The organism is Pseudomonas sp. 30_B, assembly GCF_017491605.1.
In the GTDB taxonomy this organism is placed as follows: domain Bacteria; phylum Pseudomonadota; class Gammaproteobacteria; order Pseudomonadales; family Pseudomonadaceae; genus Pseudomonas.
This window is the reverse complement of record NZ_JAFGYY010000018.1, coordinates 1-22898: the sequence shown is the minus strand read 5'-3', so window position 1 is coordinate 22898 and position 22898 is coordinate 1. Positions and strand designations below refer to the sequence as shown.

Genomic DNA, 22898 nt, shown 5'->3' with positions numbered 1-22898 from the left:
ATGGACTCCTCCCGATTTGCCAGTGACCCGCATTGCTTCTGAACCTAAGTACGACTGCTTCCGTATATCCGGCTTCAAGGGAGCATTGCTCCTTCGAGCCCTGATGAATGTCCGCCCATGTGCGCCTGATCGCCTTATCGGCCTTGCGTGGCAGCAGAGGGCCCGTGGATAAACCAGGTTTCACACATGCCGGTGCGACCGGTTCGTCATCATTGCCTGTCACTGTGCAATCGTGGTGATGCCTGCATTACGACGGTACTGTCGGTGTTTCTCAACCAGGCAGGTAGCTGGTCTCTCGGCTGAGCAGGGCCCAGAGTATTCGGGCATTCTTGTTCGCCAGGGCAACCGTGGCGGTGTTCTGATTGAGCCGTTGTAACAAGCCCTGCAGCCAGCGACTACGCGCGTCAGTTTTCGTGGCACAGGTGCGGATCACCGCGCGGGCGCCATGTATTAGCAAGGTACGCAAATAGGTATCGCCACGCTTGCTGATCTTGCCCAGGCGCTGCTGGCCTCCGCTGGAGTGCTGCCGTGGCACCAAGCCCAGCCAGGCAGCAAATTGGCGAGCTGTACGAAATTGCCGTGCATCGCCAACGGCCGCGACCAGCGCGGTAGCACTGATCGGACCGACGCCCTCCACCGCCAGCAGGCGTTGGATACGCACATCGCTGCGCACATTGTTAAGGATCAACTGATTCAGCCTGGTGATGCGCTGATCCAAGGCCTGCAGTTCTTCCTTCAGATCCGTCAGCAACGTGCCCATCGGCGCCGGTAGCTGGTCGTGCTCGCCGGCCACCACCAAGTTGAGCAACTCGCTGCTTGCTGCTCGTCCATGCCGACTGCTCACAATGCCAAACTCGCCAAGCAGGCCGCGTACTTCGTTGCTCAAAGCCGTGCGTGCCCGCACCAATCGGCTGCGAATCCGGTGCACGGCTTGTGCCGCCTGTTGCTCAGCGCATTTCACCGGCACGTAGCGCATGCCTGGCCGGCTGGCTGCTTCACAGATCGCTTCGGCGTCATGCGCATCATGCTTGTCACCCTTGACATAAGGCTTGACGAACTGGGGGGCGATCAAACGCGCCTCATGCCCCAGCTTGCGCAGTTCGCGAGCCCAATAGTGCGCACTCCCGCAGGCTTCCATCGCGACCAAACAGGGTGTCAGTTGGCGAAAGAAATCCAGCACCTGCGCACGTTTGAGCTGCCGACGGCACACCACTCGCTCATGCGTGTCGACGCCATGCACCTGGAATACCTACTTTGCCAGATCCAGTCCGACGCGCTTCATGTTCATGACGGTTCCTCCTCTGGGACAAGTCGCTACACCATCAGTCTGGTGCTCGCATGCCGTAGAAGGGAGGAGCCCATTTCATTGCCTTAAATCAGTGTTCACTCAGTCCGGGACAGACCAAAGACATGGCGGCTAAAGTTTTCGCGTTGTAGAGAGATTTTCCGATATTCGCACTAGATGTCGGGGGAGGGCTCGTGTGGCCACCTAGAACATCTGGCTCCGCCTGCGAGTCTGGACGGGAGAGAGCCTGCGCGTGACGCGCAGGCTCTGCCAGGTACTAAGCTTTGATCAGTTTGGCGATGTCTTTGATCGAGCGAGCGTGGCCCATCGTATGCGGTCCGACCTCAACCAGCGAGGCAACGTGTCTGAGTGGGTCCCAGGAGAAGTCACTCTCATGGGTAAACTGCCCGAGTAAGGCTTCATAAATGTCCAGGTGCTCACCGAAAAGGGTGAGCGCATTGTCTTGGGCACCTCAGATACATTCGCGGGGTAATGAGATTCAGGTCAATCGTTCCATTTGAGCAGCATCGATGCGTTACAGTGCACGGTCAGTTGTGGGGTTGACGGGCCTTTCGGTGCCGTGCTGGGCCCCGGCGGGCAGGTGCTCCTTGCGTGTACGTCAAAAATGTGGAAAATGACGTACAAGGCCATCAGATAACGTATCCGTCCATGAGTAACTACATCCATTCCTTCCCTTGTGTGAGAGGTATCCAGGCTGGTCGACCATGCTACATTGCCATGTGTCCGATGCGGTTGATACCCAAAATTTTCAGTTTCAACGAGGACGATGTTCCCGCGGACCTTCGTGCGCAGCGGAAGTTGAATATCGCGCGGGTTCCGGATATAGCCTCTTATCTCGTGGAAAATTTGGGTGACTATACCTTGTCCGCGATTACGGCATCAATTAACTCGACAGTAAAATTTGAACCATTCTCCGATACCGGAGTAGGGCAAAGTATTGGGATTTTATCGATCCCAATGGAAGCACAAATATTGATTAATGATGGTCAGCACCGCAGAGCGGCGATAGAACGCGCAATTCAGGATAGCCCCGAATTAGGATATGACAATATTCCGGTTCTTTTTTTTATTGATGAGGGGCTTCACAGAAGCCAGCAAATGTTTGCTGATCTAAATAAGCATGCTGTTCGTCCAAGTGACTCAATTAGCACTTTATACGATCACAGAGATCATCTCTCTGACCTGGCTAGATACCTAGTAAAAAACGTTGATGTGTTTTCACGGATGACAGAGCTAGAAAAGTCTAGCCTGTCGCATCGTAGCTCAAAGCTCTTCACTCTAAGCGCTATTAAAAATGCGTCACGAGTTCTTCTTAAAAAAGGAAAGAACGAGGCAATAGAGCAAGATGAAAGAGAGTTGGCGAAGAAATACTGGGAGGCCGTTGCAATCCAGATGCCTGACTGGACGCGCGCTAGAGATAAAGAACTATCTACCGCTGACCTTCGGGATAATTATATCCATGCCCACGGTGTGATGCTCCAAGCGATGGGGATTGTTGGCTCCGAGCTAATAGCTAGGAGAGAGTCGGAGTGGAAGAATATTTTGCTTAGCTTGAGAGGGATAGACTGGTCTCGCTCCAATGAAGAGTGGGAGGGGCGGGCGATGGTGCATGGACGCATTTCAAAAGCCACCACGAATGTCGCCCTGACAGCAAGCTTGATCAAACAGAAGCTTGGGGTGCCTCTGTCTACAGCAGAGCGTGAAATTGAAGAGAGGCTAGCCAAGCAATGAGTAATGAACAATTTTTGTATTGCTCTCATGAAGATTTTGTCAAAGAAAGTGTTATCGCGGATAGGCCGCTTTTAGATCTGATTAGAGAGATTCAGCATATATATAAGTCTGATAATCGACCATGGGTGGTAGGGTTTAGTGGCGGTAAAGACTCTACGGTTGTACTTTCTTTGATATATATGGCGTTGAAAACTCTAGCTCTGGATGATCGCCATAAACATGTGTATGTCGTCTCATCTGACACGCGAGTAGAAACACCTGTTGTTGTAGATATGATTCATGAGGTGCTGGGATCTATTAACTCTCAGTCACCTATTGATGAAATCCCTATGAGTGCCCATGCTGTTACTCCTGATACGGATCAGACCTTTTGGTCTAATTTATTAGGAAAGGGATATCCTGCGCCTACCAAAGCATTTCGTTGGTGCACCGAGCGCATGAAAATTGATCCCGTGAGCGAATTTATTAAAGATAAAGTCGCGCGATTTGGTGAGGTTGTTGTTGCATTAGGTTCTAGGCGTCAGGAAAGCTCCACGCGTGCTCAAGTGATTGCCCGCCATCGTATTGAAGGGTCAGCTTTAGGTCGACACTCATCTCTTCAAAATGCATATACCTATATGCCCATTGAATACTGGTCATCTGATGATGTTTGGGAGTATTTAATGAGTGCGCCCCGGCCTTGGGGGGGCTCAAACAGGGTTCTATTTGAATTATATAAAGGCTCCAATGCTGGCGAGTGTCCATTAGTCATTGATACTAATACGCCCTCTTGCGGAAACTCTCGATTTGGGTGCTGGACTTGTACGGTGGTAACCCAGGATAAAGCCATTGAAGGATTGGTGAATACTGGGGAAGACTGGATGCGGCCTCTCTTGGAGTTTAGGAATCAGCTGCATGAAAGTTCTTTGCCGGAGAATAAAACGGAATATCGTAATTATAAGCGAAGAACTGGAAAGGTAACTTTTGCTCGTGGTGCAATTGATGATGACTCTTCCACCGCAACCAGGCACGTCCCTGGGCCTTATTGGATGAAATATCGTAAGGAATGGTTGCGAGCTCTTCTTGAAATAGAGCGGACAATTCGCGACGGTGGTCGAGATCTAGAGCTGATTGGTAGAGATGAGCTTCAGGTAATTCGTCAGCAGTGGCTAAAAGACCCAAACGAGCCAGATTGGATTGATTCGCTCCCCAAAATCTACTCTGAAGTTTATCCCCATGATCAAATCGAGTGGATAAGGAATGATGCGGGGGCGTTTACGGCACCTGACGCCGAAATTTTGGGCTCATTAGAGCTTGAACACGGGGTTCCTGCAGCCCTGATTATGAAGCTAATTGATGCTGAGCTCTCCTTTTCTGGGTTGTCTCGCCGAAAGGGGATTTTGGATGAGCTTCAGAAAGTGCTTGAACAAGACTGGGGAGGGCTTGATGAGGCCCTTGAGCGGCATTCTAGTCCTCGTCACTCTGATGCATATAAAGTGGCTTTTGAGTCTTTGAAGTCTGAAGTAGATGGCTTGCTAAAATGATTATTGATTCGCTTTCTTTACTGGACTTTCGTGTTTTCCGAGGGAGTCATAATTTTGACTTGGTCCCAAAACTAAAGAAAGGTAAAAATGCCCCTATTGTTCTCTTTGGGGGACTTAATGGTGGCGGAAAAACTACGATACTGCTTGCGCTAAAGCTCGCCCTATATGGGAAAGGAGTACTTGGTCAGGTTGCTTCCACTTCCGAGTACCACCAGTACTTAAAAGAATGTATTCATCGTGCTCATAATAGTATAGCTAAGCCAACGAGATCGGCTTTAGAGCTTTCATTTCGCTATGCTCAGTACGGTGTTATCTCTACCTATAACTTACTTAGGGACTGGCACGTTGATCCTTCTGGAAAAGTAAAAGAGGGATTAGTAATATCTAAGGATGGCAATCTGTTGGCTGAGCTTTCATATGATCAGGCTCAATCATTTCTGAACGAATTAATCCCAATCGGCGTATCCGAGCTTTTCTTCTTTGATGGTGAGAAAATAGCCAGTCTGGCTGAGGAGACTACTGGCGACGCCCTGCGTGATTCAATTAATAAGTTGTTAGGTCTGGACCTTATTGATCGTCTAGACTCGGACCTATCCGTATTAGTTCGAACTAGAGCGGCAAAAAAAACCTCCGAAGAGCGTAGGGAAAAAATTTCCCAGCTAGAGGCTGAACATAATCGTCTTACTGATGGCATCACTCTATTGCGGGAAGAGATTTTAAAAGTCAGGAGGGATATAGGTGAAGTTAGTAGCGCGCTTGCAAATGTTAGCTCTAATATTAATGCTCGTGGGGGCGCTTGGAGCCTGACGAAAAAAGAAGAGGCTGCTCGTCTTGATGAGTTAGTGATTAAGAAGAGAGCAATTGAGGGCTCTTTGCATGAGCTACTTAGCAGTCTGGCCCCATTGGCGTTAACTCGAAACCTCAATGAAGCGCTTCTTTCTCAGCTTGCTAGTGAGCAGGAAGCATCTAAGGTAGAGGTGCTTGCTGAGTATCTGGAAAGTCAGCAGGAAAAGCTTATTTTTGCTCTGATGAAGGCACTTCCTAGTTCGATTAGTGATAGAGCGTCTCTGGATGAAGCTTACTTATCGGTTTTCGGTGCGGTAATTGAAGGGCGGAAAGGATTTTCTGCCAAGTTGCATGACCTTTCCGAAAGTAGCTATGTATCTATAAAATACAGGCTATCAACGCGTGTAGATTCAGATCTTAAGCGAGTTAGAATTCTGCTCAGAGAGCTAGATGAAATTGACTCATCTATAGACTCTATTGGTGAGAATATAGCTAGGGCCCCAGATGAAAATGTATTAATCCCGCTATTTAAAGAGCAGGGAGTTTTGCAAGGGCGCTTGAGTGGATTAAAGGATAAGAAGGTCTTTCTCGCGGATCGGGTCAAAGAGGCTTTAAATAAATTATCCCCTGTTGTAAGGCATCTGGATGAGCTTCATACCGAAGTCAATAGGTCGCAAGAAGATGGCCGTGCTTTTTCTCTTGCTGAGCGAGCCAGATATGTATTGAAAGAGTTCTCTATCAGAGCACGCGAGGCTAAGCTGAGGGAGCTTGAAACACAGTTCTATTCGTCATTCAATAATTTGGCTCGCAAGGAAGATCGTCGTTTAGCTATCAAAATAAGTCCTGATAGCTTTGAAGTGGAGTTGCATGATGAGACTAGCCAGGCGATTAAAAAGAGTGAACTTTCGGCAGGCGAAAAGCAGATTTTTGCTATCTCTATATTAGAGGCGTTAGCACGTACTTCCGGGCGTAGTCTACCAGTTGTGATTGATACCCCTCTTGGTCGGCTAGACTCACTTCACAGAAAGAAACTGCTAGACAATTATTTTCCGAAAACTAGTCATCAGGTTGTTATTTTGTCAACTGATACGGAAATTGACTGTTCGTTTTACGAGCGACTTCGTCCGCATGTATCGCATTCTTATCATCTTGTCTATAGTCCAGAAACTCGCTCGACACAAGTTGAAGAGGGTTACTTCTGGCGTTGGTCTGAAAACGTATGAACACCTTTCCACAAAAATTCAAGATCAGCGCTTCTTCTACCGCAAAGCTCAAGTATTTGAAATCAAAGACGGGATTGACTCCAAATATTTTGTGTCGCTATGCCTTTGCGTTGGCTCTTGCTGATGAAAAGGGTTTAGGTAACGCCAGTGTGTCCGATCTCGATGGGCAGGAGTTCAATTCTCCTACATTGTTTGGTGAAAATTTAGATATTTATGAGGCTTTGCTCAGGCATTTCGTAGACAGTAACAGTCTTGAATGGGATCCAGTTCGTCACGTAGCTTCTCTTGTAGAGATTGGACTCCACAAAATGGGGCATGTTCGCGCGTTGAAGGATGTTGCTCGTTTAACGGTTAAGGCATAGTAGCTAAGCTTTGAGAGGGAGGCGCCTCCCTCTTATTTTTTGAAGACAGTTTTTCTATGATATGAATCGCCCCGGATTTCCTAGACACTCTCCAAGCTCTGGAAATAGCGCTTTTCAAACTCCACTGGCGATAGCTGCATAGCGCTGAATCGCCCCTAGTTTCGTAGACACCTCTAAGCCTCATAATGAGGCCCATCAGGAGGTGCCATGAGCAACCAGCGTTACCCCGAAGAATTCAAAATCGAAGCGGTCAAGCAAGTGACCGAGCGCGGCCTCCCCGTGGCCGAGGTGGCAGCGCGGTTAGGCATGTCGGTGCATAGCCTGTATGCCTGGATCAAGCGCTACGGCAAGCCCCAGGAACAACGGCAGCAAGAAGACGATCAGCAGGCCGAACTGCGTCGTCTGCGCGCCGAACTCAAGCGGGTGACCGAAGAGCGAGACATCCTAAAAAAGGCCGCCGCGTACTTTGCCAAGGAGTCCGGCTGAAGTACGCCTTCATCAGCAAGCTGTCGGTGGAGTACCCGGTTCGACGTCTCTGCCAGACCCTTAAAGTGCATCCCAGCGGTTACTACGCCTGGCTGGCCGAGCCGAAATCCGTACGCGCCAAGGAAGATCAGCGCCTGCTCGGGTTGATCAAACATGCCTGGCTGGAAAGCGGTGGGGTCTACGGCTATCGCAAGATCCACGACGACCTGCGTGAGCTGGGGGAGTCCTGTGGCCGGCACCGCGTGGCTCGCCTGATGCGGGGAGAAGGATTGCGCTCGCAGACCGGCTATCGTCGGCGCCCCGGCTATTACGGTGGCAAGCCAACGGTGGCTTCGCCCAATCGCCTGGAACGGCAGTTCAACGTCAGTGAACCGAACAAGGTCTGGGTCACCGACATCACCTACATCCGCACCTATGAGGGTTGGTTGTACTTGGCGGTGGTGCTGGATCTGTTTTCACGCCAGGTGATTGGTTGGTCGATGAAGTCACGGATGTGCAGCGACCTGGCCATCGATGCCTTGCTGATGGCGGTCTGGCGGCGCAAGCCCAAGCAGGAAGTGATGATTCACTCCGACCAGGGCAGCCAGTTCAGCAGCTCGGACTGGCAGAGTTTCCTCAAGGCCAACAACCTAATCAGCAGCATGAGTCGACGCGGTAACTGTCACGACAACGCGGTTGCGGAAAGCTTTTTCCAGTTGCTGAAGCGGGAACGCATCCGAAGGAAAACCTACGGCACCCGCGAAGAAGCCCGCAGTGATGTGTTCGATTACATCGAGATGTTTTATAACCCCAAGCGCCGGCACAGCAGCGCTATGCAGCTATCGCCAGTGGAGTTTGAAAAGCGCTATTTCCAGAGCTTGGAGAGTGTCTAGGAAATCCGGGGCGATTCAGTCCCATACCCATAGCTGGTCGGGCCGGTCGGCATGGAACTGTCGCTGCACGCGATCGAATGGCCAGAGGGCCGGATCGGCCGGCGTAGTGGGGCGCACGGACAGGCCTCGCCGCGAGCGCATCAGCCTGACAAGGCATTGAGCGCAATTGCATCCTGAATGAGCAGGCAAAAATACTGACTCGGCTTTACCCCTGTCTTGTCAGTGGATAAGGTGAAGGCCATCGCAAATGGCAGATCACGGTTTTCCAGGGACGGCACCTCCAAGTGCGCAGTGCAGCTGCTGCTGGCGCTCAGCCTTCCCTCCGGTTTTAGTTGTTGCCACCTTTGTTTGAACTGGGCTGGTGCGCGTTGCTGCGGTCGGCTGTGGAGCTTTGTGCATTAGTGAGTTGGAGCAGGCAATGCTGGCGTTAGTGCCCATTGATGGTTCGAGTAATGGCAATCAGTCGATTCTGGATCGCCTAAAAAGCCAGTTCTCGCAGCTGAGCGAAGACGCCTTCTGGGCGGCGCGGGATAGGCTGACCGAGAAGGGCTTGCTGCAGAAGGGGCGTGTTTGGGGGGCTATGCTGTGAGCGCAGTCGGTTGCCAGCAGTATGGCTGACCAGGTACTGAGTGTGGTTAGTGAACGCTTGGCGTCTGCAGCGGTTGAAGAAGCGCCGCCTATGTGGCCGGCGCCGCAGCAGCCGTCAGCGAGGTCAGGGTGGTCAAGGTGTAGCTCGCCATCAGCATCACGGCCATGGAGAAAACTCTCTGGGCCACTGCCGACAAGCTGTGCGCCAATATCAGCGGTTATAAAATGGAGGTATTACAACACCGAGCGACCGCATGCCTTCAATGGCGGAATCGCGCTGGCACTAGAGGGAGAAAAACTTAAATCGGTGCCCGGGATCAGTTGACCACTATAAGAGTTGACACGGAATGAAATACAATCTTGATCTCAAGATTCTAGAAATCTTAGAGCGTGAGCAAGTTAGTACTAGGCTGTACAATTCTGTGTTGCGAGCAGCCTCAGAGGGTGGGCTGCCTTTTGAGAGTTTGTCTGAATACATTCAGAATAAAAGTGACAATATTGAACGCCTCTTTCTAGTTCCTAATCTCGGAAAAAAAGGCGTTGCCGAACTAATAAGCATACTCGATGAGTATGCCAAGGCTAATATAGCTAGTAACTTAAGCGTCTTTACTTCACCCCATCAGATTCGTTCTGTGACTATTCCTACCCCCTACAAGAGCTTCAGTCTCGTTAATTTTCTCCGAGCTTGTCAATGTAGCGTGCGATTGAGTAATGCTCTCACTAGAGCTATCGAAAAAAAAGAGTTTGGAGCAGAGACCTTGGGAGATTTAGAAGGTAAGAGTCTTTGCACTCTGAGGAGTGAGCTTCAAAACCTACCCGGCTTTGGTCAGACATCTGTGGACGAATTCCTCAATCTGTTGAAAGACTTGGTAAACGGTTCCGTGGACGAATTGGCGTTTACAGGGCCGGAGCTACAGAGTCAGTCGCTTCAGTATGAGTCGGGCTACTTGAAATCGGAATTCGTGTCGCTGCTCGAAAATGAAGGCTTTGCCAACATCACCGTTGCTGAAATCATCGGCAAAGCGCCTGGCCTATCGAAACAGGAAGAAACGCTGCTAAATAAACTGGACCCCGTCTACCGTAAATCCTCGCTACATCAACTGCTAACCTCAATCAGTGATGACATCTATGAGATGTCTGAAAAAATCACTGACGCTAAGCTGGCACCGAGGCTTGTAGCATTGCTTTCGGATTTTTACAGATTCCTATTGAGCAAGAAGAGTCAGGTCTTCCGCCACGATGAGTATTTCGCGAATGACTTGTCGGGCCTGGAAGACCGAGAGGCAAAAGTTTTGCTAGCGAGATTAGGGCGCGAAGGTCAGACGCTTGAGGAGCTGGGTCAGCGCTTTGGCGTGACCAGAGAGCGAATCCGGCAAGTCGAGTCTAAGGCGCTAACGAAATACGTGAAGAATAATCGCATTAGCCTGTTCCACCTATCCGAAAGCCTCGAGAAATATGTTAAAGCCTCAAAAGGAGTGTTATCCGTTGAGGTTGTACAGCGTTTGTACGGTGTTTCAAGGCAAAAACTGGACGTGGCCTTAAACTTCGTTGTCCCGGCTAGCCTGGATGCGTGGATGGCACGGGACGGTGAGTACATAATCAGCAAGGATTTTACGGCGCGTCAAGACCAACTTTTCAGCGACATTGAAGCGTTTATTTATTGTCACTCCGGCGGGGATAGAAAAACTCTGATTAAGGAACTTGATGGTGTGAATCGTCCGGTATTGGAGTACTTTATTTTCCGTCACCAGAAGAAGTTTTCCATAAGTGCGGAGGGGAAAATTGATATCGTCGTTAACTCCGCGTCGGAGCGCGCCCGGATTGTGTTGGCGTCCGCGGGACAACCCCTCCATACCAGCGAAGCCACACGACTATACAAAAAGATTTTTAAGGAAGAGGTCACAGAGCACGCCCTTGGGTCAACCCTGAACCGATTGCGGGATGTACTAATTATCGGCCCAGGTACGTTTGCCTTGTACGCCCATTTAAAGCTGGATTCTGACGATATTGACCACATCAGAGACGAAGCTTACAAGTTCATCCTCAGTGAGGGTCGTTACGTGAATTCGAGAATTATTTTCGAACACATTTCCCGAATCAGGCCAGAGCTCAGGCAGAAAGAACCTCATTTTAACTATTATTTGGTGCATGGCATTCTTCAAGACGACGGACGATATCGAATTGGACGAGGGTTTATGGTCGGCCTGCCCAGCTATGAAGATTATTTACCGCTGGAAACCGAAATCGCAGAACTGGTCGAAACCCATGGACCGGTTTCGATCTCCGAGGTCATGGAATTGCTCCGTCCCACCCGGGGTGAGCTAACGAATGGCTCGATCCGAAACAGCTTGGTGACGTGTGACGGGATTTACCTGACGGGGGAGAAACGCCAGTGGGATGTAGCGGACCGAGTGTTCAACGACCCCGCCGACATACGCCGTCTTCAAGCCGCGATCCGAATGGCTTCCTACAAAGAATCTGTTGCGTTGTCGTCGTTATATAATCGTATTCGATCAACGGGTATAGAGTATGCAGTCGGTACTATTCTCTCGGTCGTTTGGAAGGACCCGGACATAACCTTAGAACGGGGTTGTGTGCGCTTCGATGGAACGGATACGGAGATTGAATGCTATTACGCCACCGGCGAGCCAACCACCTTATGGCAACTGGATTACCGTAACCATACGGAAGAAAAGTCTGTTGATACGGGCGTTCTGGATGCGTTGATGAAGGAGTTCGATCTGTATGTTTAAAGAAATCGATCTCCCGCTGTCGATCAACACTTCTTCCGAAGACCCCAACGCGATCTTCTTCGACCCCGTGCTAAAAAGTGCCGTCACCTACGACGTGGGGGTGGGGTATTTTACCTCAGGCTGGATTGCGGACACTGCTCAGGGCATCTCGCAGTTCGCCCGATCTCGGGGCAAGGCTCGATGGATCGTCGGCCACGAGTTGCAGGAGAAGGACCTAGACTGCATCGTAAATTCAAAAGCCGTGGCGGATAAGGAGTTTCAGGCCAAGCGGATTTTTGAGGAAGAGGTGGATCAGGTGTTCTCGGCGCTCAAAGAGGACGCCCGTCTAGCGCTGGCTTGGCTGATCCGCGATGGCATTGTTGATCTGAAAGTTGCAGTGCCTACCAATAAGCTGAGTGGGATTTACCATGCGAAAAATGGCATTTTCTCGGACGAGGCGGGCAACGATATCGCCTTCAGCGGCTCGTACAATCTGACCGCCAGAGCGTCTTCGAATTGGGAAACTATTGACATCTATCGGTCGTGGGCCAGCGAGGAAGGTCGCCAGCGGTGCGAAAAGAAGAAGCACGAATTTGAGAGCATCTGGCAAGGCAAAGACCCCAATCTCCTGATCTTTACGCCCACATCCAAGACGCTGGATAAAATCAAAGCCTATGCCACGACAAGCTCTCGCCCCTACAGCTTGCCATCTGGCTGCCCGGCGGTCCCCCAAGCCATTCAAGATGACGAGGGGAAGATCCGGGGATACCAGGAAAAAGCCATCAAAGCTTGGTTTGCCCAGAATGGGCAAGGGCTGTTCTGCATGGCCACCGGGGCCGGCAAAACCATCACCGCCCTGACCGCGGCCACTAGGCTGTTGGACCACTTCCGCACTCAACAAGCCAAGCTCGTCATCGTCATCACCGTCCCCTACGTGCACTTAGGGGAGCAGTGGGCGGACGAAGCGGCGTTCTTTGGCTACGACGCGATCAAATGCTACGGGGGCAAAGACAAGTGGTTGGGTACGCTGCAGTCCGCCTACAATCAGCTGCTGTCCGGGGACCGTGATCATATGTTGGCCATTGCGGTGAATGACACCTTCAAGAACATCCAGTTCCAGTCATTCCTTGATGGTGTCCGGACCAACTTGCTGTTGGTGTCGGACGAGGTGCATAACATGGGCGCTGAGAACATTGCCCAGAAGCTGCCCCAACAGGCGCGATTTCGAATTGGGTTGTCGGCCACGCCCATCCGCCACAACGACCCCTTTGGAACCAAGGCCATCTTTGACTACTTCGGTGAGCCGGTAATTGAGTTTGACATCAAGGACGCCATCGACGCCGGCTTTCTGTGCAAGTACAACTATTACCCGATCGTCTGTGAGTTGGATCCGGAGGAGCTGGACGAATACATCCGGTTGAGCATAAAAATTGCCCGGCTCATGGCCATGGGGGATAAAGACGATTTTTCCACCAGCCTAAAGCTCGAGCTCATCAAGCGCGCCAAGCTCACCGGCAGCAGTGCAGACAAAAAACGCAAACTGAAACAACTGCTGAGCGACAGTCAGGACCGACAACACACCCTGATCTATTCCAGTGAGGCCATCAACGACGGTGAACGGGATATCGATCGGATTGTTCAGATTGCCGGGAGGGACTGCCAATGGCGCGTGGCCAAGTTCACGGCCGAAGAGAGCAAAGAACAGCGCGCCGAGATTTTGGGCAGTTTTAAGGCCGGCGACATTGACGCCATTGTTGCCATTAAGTGCCTCGATGAGGGGGTCGACATCCCGCAAACGAAAACCGCTTACATCGTGGCGTCCTCGACCAACCCCCGTCAGTTCATTCAACGACGGGGACGGGTTCTGCGTCAGTACGACGGTAAGGGCCTTGCTTCCATCTATGACTTTATCGCGATTCCGCCCCTTGACAAGCTAGGGGAGGACGAAGAAACGTTCAACATCGAAAAGAGCATGGTTGAGCGTGAGCTTGAACGAATCAACGAGTTTGCCGAGATTTCCGAAAACTACGGACACACCCTCTCAGCCTTACGAGAAATAAGAAAGAAATTAAAACTGTTAGGTGCTTAATATGAAAACACCCGCTGAGGTCATTAAGGCTGCTTCTCCTGAGGTCCGCTCGGTCATTGAAGAAGTCCTGAAAATCAATCAAGAAGGCAAGCACTACAGAGTTCTCCCGGTGGAAGTGGAGCGGGAATTCTGCGATCGCATCATCGCGGTGATTAAGGGAAAAGTTAAGGCATGAAATTAAAAAAACTGACTATTCGAAACTTTCGGCAATTCTATGGCGAAGTTTCGATTAACTTCGCCACCAATGAACAAGCGAGCGTCACGGTTATTCACGGAGAAAACGGTGCCGGCAAGACGTCCCTATTGAACGCCTTTAAATGGGTGCTCTACGGAACCACCGACTTCGATACCAATAACGAAAACATCCTCAGTGAAAAGGCCATTGCTGAGTCGGACCAAGATAGCATTATCGTCATGTCGGTGACCTTGGAGTTTGATGATGATGGGGCTTCCTACACCGCCAGTCGAGAGCAAAAGTTCTGCAAAGGCCAGGGCTTGAACGCGCAGACCTTGGGGCCCTCCGTGCCGTCTCTGAGCTGGATTGATGACGCTGGCAAGTCCCATCGCTCCCCTAACCCCGGCAGTCAGCTGAACCAAATTTTGCCGGAAAACATGCATGGCTATTTCTTCTTTAACGGTGAGCGTATCGAAAAACTCTCCTACAGTAGCGCCTCCACCCAGGTTAGAGATGCCGTCAAAAGCCTGATGGGCCTGAATATTCTGGATAGAGCCGAAAGTCAATTAAAGAAAGCTGTGGTGCAGCATTTCAATAAAGAAGCCAAAGACAGCTCCTCCGGTAATCTGAAGGTGCTCTACGAAGAACAATCGACATTGACAGATCAAATCCAAAAGAAAGAGGAAGAGATCAAGACGTGGGAAGAGAACAAGGCTGCTTGTGATCTGGATATAGAGGAAATCGATAAGAGTTTGGACTCTATTAAGATCATTGCGCAACAGCAAAAATTAAGAAAAGAGCTTGAGGCGCAACTTGATCAAATTAAGCAAGATAAATCCGCCGCCGAGCTTTCCCTTAACAAAAACATCACAGAACGAGGCTTTCTCGCGTTTATCGAGTCGCAGCTGGCCGAGGTGAAACAGTATCTGGATGAAATGCGGGTCCGGGGGGAGATGCCCAGCAAGGTAAAAGCAACCTTTATCGATGATTTGATCAATCTGGGCAAGTGTATTTGTGGTCAGTCCCTAGAGCCGGGAAGTGACTGTGTGAAGACCCTGGAATCATACAAAACCACTATCAAAGATAATGGCGTTGAAGAAAAGTTCTTGGCGCTGTTTGGTGTCATGTCCCATTTGCAATCCGAACGAAGAACCTTGTTCACCAATATTCATGAGTGGACAACGAAATTGGACGATCTAGCCAAGCGGCGAAAGGAGTTGTTGGGCCGTATTGATGAACTGGGCGAAGAGATTGGTGGGACAGAGGATGCCGCTGAAATGGAGAAGCGGCGGGCGAGATTAAAAGAAAAAAGACAAGAGTACAACGATAAGTGTGCCATCGGCCGGCACCAGATATCAGATTGGGACTGCGCGTTCAAAGAAAAGGAGAAGGAAGTTGAAAAGGAGTTGGCAAAAACCAGCCAGGCGGATTTGAGTCAGCGTAGAAAGCAGCTGGCCAAGGAAGTGGCAGATACCATTGGCGAGTTGCACGAAGCGATGGCCCACCAGGTCCGCTCAGATTTGTCGAAAAAGGTCGACGATACCTTCCGGAAAATTATGAGGAAAGATTATTGGGCGGAGATCGATGAAGACTTTACCCTAAAAATTTTTAAGAACATCGAAGGGCACGGTAAACAGCCGGTGTTGGAGAAATCCACCGGTGAGAACCAGGTGACAAGCCTTTGCTTCATTAGCAGCATCGTTAACAGCGCCAAAGAACGGGCCAGTAAACAGGGTGTGTTTCAAAAAGGCGGCATCTTTCCGATCGTGATGGATTCCCCGTTTGGTGCGTTGGATCCCGAGTATCGCCAAAAAGTGGCGAACCTCATTCCGGCCCTGGCTGATCAGGTCATCGTCATGGTATCGAAATCTCAATGGCGCGGCGAGGTGGAGAGCGAGTTGTCCAAACGCCTGGGTAAGCAATACACGCTGAAATACCATAAGCCTGACCAAGACAGCAATGAGAAGTTCGAGTACACAAACTTGGAGGAAGGGTTCTATGGTTGATCGCGTCCGGAAGCCAGCTAAACACACCGACACCCTAAACTATCTGAAGGATGGCGTGGGTGTCTTCGCCACCTTTAAGGACGCCATGCTGTTTGCCGCGGCCGTGGGTTTTTCAAGAAAGAAGTCGGTGGCGTTCGACAAGTCCAGTGAGCCCATCCCGTTGTCGGTGTTTCGGGGGGAGTACGACGAAGCTTTTATGAACGTGCTGGCCCTGTTCGACCATCAGGATTCCGGTTACCTGGAGCCCGAGGGCGATAAGTTTGACGCCAAGATCAAGCTCTTCGAAGAATACGCCTGCGGCGGTTTGGATATCATCAAAAGCACGATCATCGATCCGGGGGTGGATGCACAAAGTGCCATCATTCGCCTGATTCTCGATGAGCAGGCCGAGCACACGATCATTGATGATATTACGGCGCTGGGCGCCTAAGGTCCGGGATTGGAACGGAGGCAGGGACGCCTCTGACTCCAAAACTGCAGAGTGCAGTGGGGCTTGTCGGTGACGTGGGAATGACGTTGAACAAAAGGAATATCCAACCATCATGGCAGACGCAACCAGCTACGATCACGCTGCGTCCCACCAGGCTGATTGCCCGTTTTGCAATCTACCCCAGGAGCGGTTGATCTACAGCGACGAGATGGCCAACATTTTTGCGGACGGTTACCCGGTCTCTCCCGGTCATCTACTGATCACCCCACGATGCCATTACCCAACCCTGTTTGACGTGCCTGCCGAAGAACAAAGGCATCTGCTCAGTTTGATCAATCAGGCGAAGGACCTTATCGGCCAATTCCATCGTCCCGATGGCTACAACGTGGGGATCAATAATGGGGCGGCTGCAGGACAGACGGTCCCGCATGTGCACATTCACGTCATTCCTAGGTACGACGGCGATGTCGAGGACCCCAGAGGCGGGGTACGTTGGGTGATTCCGGACAAAGCGAAGTATTGGCCATGAGCGCGATCCCTCCCCCGGCTACCACGCTGAACGTGGGTGCGCTATCGGCGATCTTCGATAAGACGACTGCATCCTACAAGCTGCTGTTCTTTATTGGCTTGTTGCAGCTGATCGAAAACCGATTGCGCCGGTTCGATGACGACGGAACCTTTGCGTTGGACGAGATCACCAGCAGCTTGCTCAGCTTCGGCTGGTATCCCCATCGGTTCTTCAAACTTTCATTTGGGGCGCAGGATCAAGTTGGTTCGGTGCTGGATCGGCTGGACTTTGATCTGTCTGAGCGCGCGGTGACGTCACCGGAGGCGCAGCAAGCCCTACGCGACGCCCTTGCCGGCCAGTTCGATCGTATCGGCGCGGCGACCCTCCAACGGTACGTCCCCCAGCGCCTACTGACGCCCTTTTTTGCGGACGCATTGCATTGCCTTCCTGATCAAAAGAAAGACCGAAGAATACGCGAACTGGCGGAATCCACGTTTACGTCAGACCATCCGCCCCTCTATCGCTTCGTCAACGGCGGCACTCACATCGAGATCCATCCGCGTTGGTTGGAGTATCTGACGGTGAATTTCTCGATCATTAAAGGCTGGGCGTTCAACCATTGGGCGGCCTATCTGCAGAGGAGCAATCCAAATTCGCCGGCCATCATCGACAAGGTCGCGCCGCCGTACGAACGGGCATCGCTCACGAAGCAGCGCAAAGTTTGGAAGCAGCTTCTTGCCGAGCTGCCTCTGACGTGCATTTACGCCAATGATCCAGTTGAGCCCGATGCCTTTGATCTGGACCACTTCCTGCCTTGGTCGTTCATCTGCCATGACCAATACTGGAATCTAATCCCGGCCAAGTCAGCCACTAACCGCAGCGTCGGAAGGACCCTGCCCACCCCAGAGCAGGTGAAGGCGTTTATCAATGTCCATATCCAGGCTCTGCAAGTGGCTCAGCGCCTGCTGTCGTCAAAACAGTGGACAGCCATGGCTGAAGATTACAGCGCCGGCCTTGGCCTCAGCACCGCCGAGCTGGTATATCCGGAAAAGGTTACGGCGGCGTACACGAAAACCTTACATCCAATGATTTCATTGGCCCAGAGCCTAGGGTATTAGCTTACCCACGAGCCTACGTCGGGAGGACCCAGCATGGGTAACGGAACCGCCTTCGTTGGTAAGACAGTCGGACAGCACCTATATGTGCATTGGTCGGCGCTGCCGAGCCTGGGGCCACATCACCGTAAGACCATCCAAAAAGCCATCTCGCTTGCGGGCTTTGAAGCGGAGAAGGACTTCAATGTCGTCACATTACAGGGAGATGGCGCTCCGGCGGGATTCGAAACCACGACCCCTACTCTCGGAGGGCTAGGGACTTTTGCGGGAAGTCGTCGAAAACCGTCAGGTATCGTAAGGCATCGATTGCAGCGAGCGCCCTAGATTGTTCCGGAAAAATCAGTGACTTATGGACTCGGCCACAAGCATGGGGTGCAAGGGATAGAGTGTTCGAATCACTCCGTCCCGACCAAAAATCCCTAGAAAATCCAGTCACTTAGCGGTGACTGGATTTTTTTATGCCTGGTGGTTTTTGAGTGCCTCCGAATTTTGCCCCACTTTTTGCCCCACCCGAAATTTGCAGCGCTCTCACCCCCATCTTTTGATGGTGAGTTGAGAAAGTATTTGCATCGGATCTGACGCAACACGCTGCGTGGCTAAGGTCGGGTGGTAACTGCTTGCGACCGCCAATCGGAAGCATTGAAAACACACAAAACGAAGTGCCAGGATTTCTCCGGCTCCTGGCGCTCCGCCTCATCCGGCAGTTCGTTAACGCGGTGTTGTCTGGCGTAGCGGATTGCCGGGACGCTATGGCTGGTTGCGTGTCGGGGGAGACTGGCCGGGCACCGGGGCCGGCTATCGGGTGAGCTGTTTCGCGGACACTGACGCCTTGCACTTCGGCACCGGGAACACCCGCGCGCGCAGGAAGTCCACCAGTGCCCGCACTTTGGGCGACGGGTGCTTGCTCGCCGACCACAGCACATGGAACACGCCGCTGCGCTCCACATAGTCGGTCAGTATCGGGCACAGTCGTCCATCGGCCAGCGCGTCACGGATGGCGAAGTCCGGCAGATAGGCGATCCCCAGCCCCTGCAGGGCGAAGCACAGACGAGTCTCGATGTTGTTGCAGATCATCGAGGTGGGCAGTTGCAACTCGGGTTCGCCGGCGACTTGTCGCAGTGCCCACGGCTCCAGTTTCCCACTGTTGGGGAGGCGGTAGTGCAGGCAGGCGTGCTGCATCAGATCGGCCGGCACCCGGGGTGTCCCGCGCCGCGCCAGATAGTCTGGCGAGGCCACCAGCAGCGAACGGAAGGTCCCCAGCCTGCGTGCCGTGAGTCGGGAGTCGGAGGGCTCGCCGGTGCGTACCACCGCGTCGAAGCCTTCCTCGATCACATCCACCACCTGATCGGTGAAGTCCAGGTCCAACTCGATCTCGGGGTACTCGCGCATGAACTCGCCGAGCACCGGCAGCACCAGAGAGCTGACCAGTGGCAGGCTCACCCGCAGGCGTCCGCGGGGGGCGCCGCTGGCCTGTGACAGTTCGAGTTCCGCCGCCTCGATCTCGGCCAGGATGCGCCGACTGCGCTCCAGGAACAGCGAGCCCTCGGCCGTCAGCGTGACGCTGCGCGTGCTGCGGTAGAACAGGCGCACGCCCAGTTTCTCTTCCAGTCGCGCCACGCTTTTGCCAACGGCGGAGGCTGACACGCCCAGCAGCCGGCCAGCAGCGACGAAGCTGCGCGTTTCGGCGACTTGGACGAACACTACAAAGCCATTCAGGCTGTCCATACTGCACCTCGATTGCGGACAGTTTCGTCCGTATAGCGTGGAAATTTAGCCTACTTTCTCTTCAATTGAAGGTTTTCTAAGGTCACGGCATTGCCCATCCAGTCGAGGACTTTCCCGTGACGAATCCCATCTCTGCCCTGCGCCAGGGTGTTCCGCCTGCGTATTTATCCACCCGGATTCAGGCCGTCGTTCAGCAGGCGCTGGATGAGCGGCGACTGGTCGGCGCCGTCGTGCTGGTGGCGCGTGACGGCGAGCTGATCCACCAGCAGGCCACCGGCTTTGCCGACCGGGATAGCGCGCGGGAAATGGACCTGGAGACCGTCTTTCGGCTGGCCTCGGTGAGCAAGGTGATTGTTTCGGCCACGGCGCTGGTACTTGTGGCGCAGGGCCGCCTCGACCTGGACGAAGACATTGGCCGCTGGCTGCCCGAGTTCCAGCCGCGGCTGGCAAACGGCAACCCGGCACGCATCACCGCGCGGCAGTTGCTCAGTCACACGGCCGGGCTGGGCTATCGCTTCTTCGAGGCCGATGCGGACGGCCCCTACGCGCGGGCGGGGGTCTCGGACGGCATGGATGCTGCCGGTATCAGCCTGGCCGAGAACCTGCGCTGCCTTGCCGGCGTGCCACTGCTGTTTGCTCCGGGTACGTCCTGGGGTTATTCGCTGGCAACCGACGTGCTGGGGGCAATCATCGAGCGCATCCAGGGCACCCCGCTGGACGAGGCGGTGCGCCAGTGGGTGACCGGCCCGCTGGGCATGGCCGATACCGGTTTCGTCGTACGCGATCCGCAGCGCGTGGCCACCGCTTATGTCAGTGATACGCCGCAGCCGCGTCGGCTGGCCGAGGGTGAAACGGTGTCGCCCTTCGAGGGCACGGTCGGTATCGAATACAGCCCGGCGCGTATCTTCGATGCCCAGGCCTTTCCTTCGGGCGGCGCCGGCATGGCTGGCACGGCCGGGGACTTCCTGCGCCTGCTGGAGAATCTGCGGCAGGGCGGCGGTGCGCTGTTGCCCGGCGAGCTGATCGAGGAGATGGGACGGGACCAGACCGGTGGGCTCGATCTGCCCAGTGCACCGGGCTTCGGTTTTGGCCTGGGGTTCTCGGTCCTGCGGGATCCGCAGCTCGCCGCATCGCCGGAGTCGGCCGGCACCTGGCGCTGGGGCGGTGCCTACGGCCATGCCTGGTTCGTGGACAGGGCGCGCGGCCTTTGCGTGGTCGCTTTCACCAATACCTTGTACGAGGGCATGTCCGGCCGTTTCGTCACCGATCTGCGCGATGCGGTCTACGGTGCCTTGGAGGCGGCGCAATGATCGCCTCGCATCCGCAGCGCATGCCCATCGCGTCGCTGCTGGCGTTGGCCACGGCAGCGTTCGTCACAATCCTCACCGAAGCGCTGCCCGCTGGCCTGTTGCCGCGGATGGCGCAAGGCCTGGCGGTTTCCGAAGCCTGGGTCGGGCAGACGGTCACGGTGTATGCCATTGGCTCGCTGGTCGCGGCCATCCCGTTGACCGCCGCGACACGGGGTGTGCGCCGCCGCCCGTTGCTGCTGGTGGCCATTGCCGGCTTTGTCATTGCCAACACGGTCACGACGCTATCGGGCAGCTATGCCCTGACGATGGTCGCGCGTTTCCTGGCGGGCGTGTCGGCCGGGCTGCTCTGGGCGCTGCTGGCGGGCTATGCGGCGCGCCTGGTGCCCGAACACCAGAAGGGCCGGGCCATCGCCATCGCGATGGTGGGCACGCCGCTGGCGCTGTCGCTCGGCGTACCGGCCGGCACCCTCCTCGGCAATCTGGTGGGCTGGCGGATGTGCTTCGGCATCATGAGTGGGCTGGCACTGCTGCTCATGCTGTGGGTGCGCGTCAAGGTGCCGGACTTCGCCGGGCAGGCGGCGGGCAAGCGGCTGTCGCTGGGGCAGGTGTTCACCGTCGCCGGTGTGCGTCCGGTGCTGTTCGTGGTGCTGGCCTTCGTGCTCGCGCACAACATCCTCTACACCTATATCGCGCCATTCCTCGCGGGGGCGGGCATGGCTGCACGGACGGACCTGGTGCTGCTGGTGTTCGGCGTCACGTCCCTGCTGGGAATCTGGATCATTGGCGTGCTGATCGACCGCCATCTGCGTGCGCTGACGCTCGCCAGCACGGTCCTGTTCGGCCTGTCCGCGCTGGCGCTCGGCGTGGCGGGCGATGCGCCTGCGGTGGTGTATGCAGCGGTGGTCGCCTGGGGGCTGGCGTTCTGTGGTGCGGCGACGCTGTTCCAGACCGCCATCGCCAGGACGGCCGGGGACGCCGCCGACATGGCGCAATCGATGCTGGTGACAGCCTGGAACCTGGCGATTGCGGGTGGCGGCATTGTCGGCGGCGTGCTGCTGGATCGCCTCGGCGTCGGTGCGTTCTCTCCGGCACTGCTGGTCCTGCTGATCGCAACGCTGGTGGCGGTGTGGACCGCAAGGCGGCACGGTTTTCCAGCGGTGTGGGGGTAAGGCGCGACGGATCTTCGGCAATTGCGCTGTGCCCTGGGTGACGCGAATCCATAGCGAGCTGGTCAGGTCCACCCGGCCTACCAGATCCCGAAACCATTGAGTACACGGCTGCTCGCTATGGCAATTGAGCCCTTCATCCGGGGCAGCCGTGCTCTGGAATCGATGACGACGAAGAGGCGAGCTGCTGTATTCGACCCATAGCTACCTCTCATAGGAGACAGCTAGCGGCGGAAAGGGACATTGGAAATATGGGTCAATCGCGTGCCCAAACAACTTTCTGAAGCGCGCGAATTGGCTCTCAGAACTGCGCGGCGTCCAGCAGGTACAGCGACTCGCTGCCGGCCTTCACCGAAGCGCTCAGGGAGTGGATGCGCGGCAGCAGGCGGGCGAAGTAGAAGCGGGCGGTGCCCAGCTTGCTGGCGTAGAAGTCGTCCTGGCCTTCCTTGCCCAGCGCAGCACGCGCCATCAGCGCCCACATGTACGCATAGGCGGTGTAGCCGAAGGCGTGCAGGTACTCGACCGAGGCGGCGCCGATCTCGTTCGGGTTGCCCTTGGCGCGGTCCAGGACCCAGGCGGTCAGCTCGTCCAGGTTCTGCACGGCGGCGTTCAGCGGGCCGGTGAACTCGGAAAGCTCGGCCGAGGCCGAAGCGGTGAAGGCGCGGATCTCGTCGGTGAACAGCTTGGCGTAGGCGCCGCCGCTGCCGACGATCTTGCGGCCCATCAGGTCCAGCGCCTGGATGCCGTTGGTGCCTTCGTAGATCT

The 22898-nt window shown here is 54.1% G+C and carries 17 protein-coding genes and 1 pseudogene; 15 read left to right on the top strand and 3 right to left on the bottom strand.

The annotated features are described in order from the left end of the window. Nucleotides 1-271 precede the first annotated feature (271 nt). On the bottom strand, nucleotides 272-1240 hold the full coding sequence (locus J5M67_RS19230; protein WP_368735943.1) for an IS110 family transposase: 969 nt from the start codon (nucleotides 1238-1240) through the stop codon (nucleotides 272-274). Nucleotides 1241-1954: 714 nt separating this feature from the next. Between J5M67_RS19230 and dndB the strand changes: the two genes are divergently transcribed. From dndB to J5M67_RS19160, 13 genes and pseudogenes are all read left to right on the top strand, one after another. Next, the gene (gene dndB, locus J5M67_RS19225) at nucleotides 1955-3037 is read left to right on the top strand and encodes a DNA sulfur modification protein DndB (protein ID WP_207886928.1); all 1083 of its coding nucleotides are present in this window, start codon (nucleotides 1955-1957) and stop codon (nucleotides 3035-3037) included. After that, complete coding sequence (dndC, locus tag J5M67_RS19220; RefSeq protein ID WP_207886927.1) at nucleotides 3034-4560, top strand: DNA phosphorothioation system sulfurtransferase DndC; 1527 nt, start codon at nucleotides 3034-3036, stop codon at nucleotides 4558-4560. Before dndB ends, dndC begins: the two co-directional genes overlap by 4 nt. Continuing rightward, nucleotides 4557-6569 carry a DNA sulfur modification protein DndD gene (gene dndD, locus J5M67_RS19215; protein WP_207886926.1) on the top strand — a complete coding sequence of 671 codons (2013 nt, stop codon included), beginning with the start codon at nucleotides 4557-4559 and terminating at the stop codon, nucleotides 6567-6569. The genes dndC and dndD overlap by 4 nt, the downstream gene beginning before the upstream one ends. Then, nucleotides 6566-6931, top strand: coding sequence for a DndE family protein (locus J5M67_RS19210; protein ID WP_052157126.1), 366 nt, complete (start codon nucleotides 6566-6568; stop codon nucleotides 6929-6931). Before dndD ends, J5M67_RS19210 begins: the two co-directional genes overlap by 4 nt. 207 nt (nucleotides 6932-7138) lie before the next feature. Next, a protein-coding gene (locus J5M67_RS19205; RefSeq protein WP_121335745.1) for an IS3 family transposase occupies nucleotides 7139-8289 on the top strand; the annotation gives its coding sequence in 2 pieces (ribosomal slippage) (nucleotides 7139-7382 and nucleotides 7382-8289; 1152 coding nt in all). A gap of 418 nt (nucleotides 8290-8707) precedes the next feature. Next, nucleotides 8708-8878 (top strand): hypothetical protein, encoded by a 171-nt coding sequence (locus tag J5M67_RS19200; protein ID WP_207886925.1) that lies wholly within the window; start codon nucleotides 8708-8710, stop codon nucleotides 8876-8878. A gap of 1252 nt (nucleotides 8879-10130) precedes the next feature. Continuing rightward, a pseudogene (locus tag J5M67_RS29595) lies at nucleotides 10131-10277 on the top strand (sigma factor-like helix-turn-helix DNA-binding protein); the annotation flags it as partial. Between the two features lie 1345 nt (nucleotides 10278-11622). Next, nucleotides 11623-13698: a DEAD/DEAH box helicase family protein gene (locus J5M67_RS19185; protein ID WP_207886924.1), complete on the top strand. Its 2076-nt coding sequence runs from the start codon at nucleotides 11623-11625 to the stop codon at nucleotides 13696-13698. A 1-nt stretch (nucleotide 13699) separates the two neighbouring features. Beyond that, a complete protein-coding gene (locus J5M67_RS19180; protein WP_207886923.1) occupies nucleotides 13700-13873 on the top strand; it encodes a hypothetical protein in 174 nt (57 codons plus the stop codon). Next, nucleotides 13870-15879 carry an AAA family ATPase gene (locus tag J5M67_RS19175; protein ID WP_207886922.1) on the top strand — a complete coding sequence of 670 codons (2010 nt, stop codon included), beginning with the start codon at nucleotides 13870-13872 and terminating at the stop codon, nucleotides 15877-15879. Before J5M67_RS19180 ends, J5M67_RS19175 begins: the two co-directional genes overlap by 4 nt. Beyond that, nucleotides 15872-16309 carry a DNA phosphorothioation-associated protein 4 gene (locus J5M67_RS19170; protein ID WP_207886921.1) on the top strand — a complete coding sequence of 146 codons (438 nt, stop codon included), beginning with the start codon at nucleotides 15872-15874 and terminating at the stop codon, nucleotides 16307-16309. The genes J5M67_RS19175 and J5M67_RS19170 overlap by 8 nt, the downstream gene beginning before the upstream one ends. 112 nt (nucleotides 16310-16421) lie before the next feature. After that, entirely contained in the window at nucleotides 16422-16838 is a 417-nt protein-coding gene (locus J5M67_RS19165; protein ID WP_207886920.1) for an HIT family protein, read from the top strand. After that, nucleotides 16835-17935: an HNH endonuclease domain-containing protein gene (locus J5M67_RS19160; RefSeq protein WP_207886919.1), complete on the top strand. Its 1101-nt coding sequence runs from the start codon at nucleotides 16835-16837 to the stop codon at nucleotides 17933-17935. Before J5M67_RS19165 ends, J5M67_RS19160 begins: the two co-directional genes overlap by 4 nt. 792 nt (nucleotides 17936-18727) lie before the next feature. Here J5M67_RS19160 and J5M67_RS19155 read toward each other — a convergent pair. Next, on the bottom strand, nucleotides 18728-19657 hold the full coding sequence (locus J5M67_RS19155; protein ID WP_207886918.1) for a LysR family transcriptional regulator: 930 nt from the start codon (nucleotides 19655-19657) through the stop codon (nucleotides 18728-18730). A 137-nt stretch (nucleotides 19658-19794) separates the two neighbouring features. On the opposite strand from J5M67_RS19155, the gene J5M67_RS19150 reads away from it, so the two are divergent. Next, the gene (locus J5M67_RS19150) at nucleotides 19795-20967 is read left to right on the top strand and encodes a serine hydrolase (RefSeq protein WP_243434756.1); all 1173 of its coding nucleotides are present in this window, start codon (nucleotides 19795-19797) and stop codon (nucleotides 20965-20967) included. Continuing rightward, entirely contained in the window at nucleotides 20964-22136 is a 1173-nt protein-coding gene (locus J5M67_RS19145) for an MFS transporter (RefSeq protein ID WP_207886916.1), read from the top strand. Before J5M67_RS19150 ends, J5M67_RS19145 begins: the two co-directional genes overlap by 4 nt. A 298-nt stretch (nucleotides 22137-22434) precedes the next feature. Here the strand turns inward: J5M67_RS19145 and J5M67_RS19140 are convergent. After that, nucleotides 22435-22898 (bottom strand): acyl-CoA dehydrogenase C-terminal domain-containing protein (locus J5M67_RS19140; RefSeq protein ID WP_207886915.1); only part of this gene is annotated, 464 nt, incomplete at its 5' end.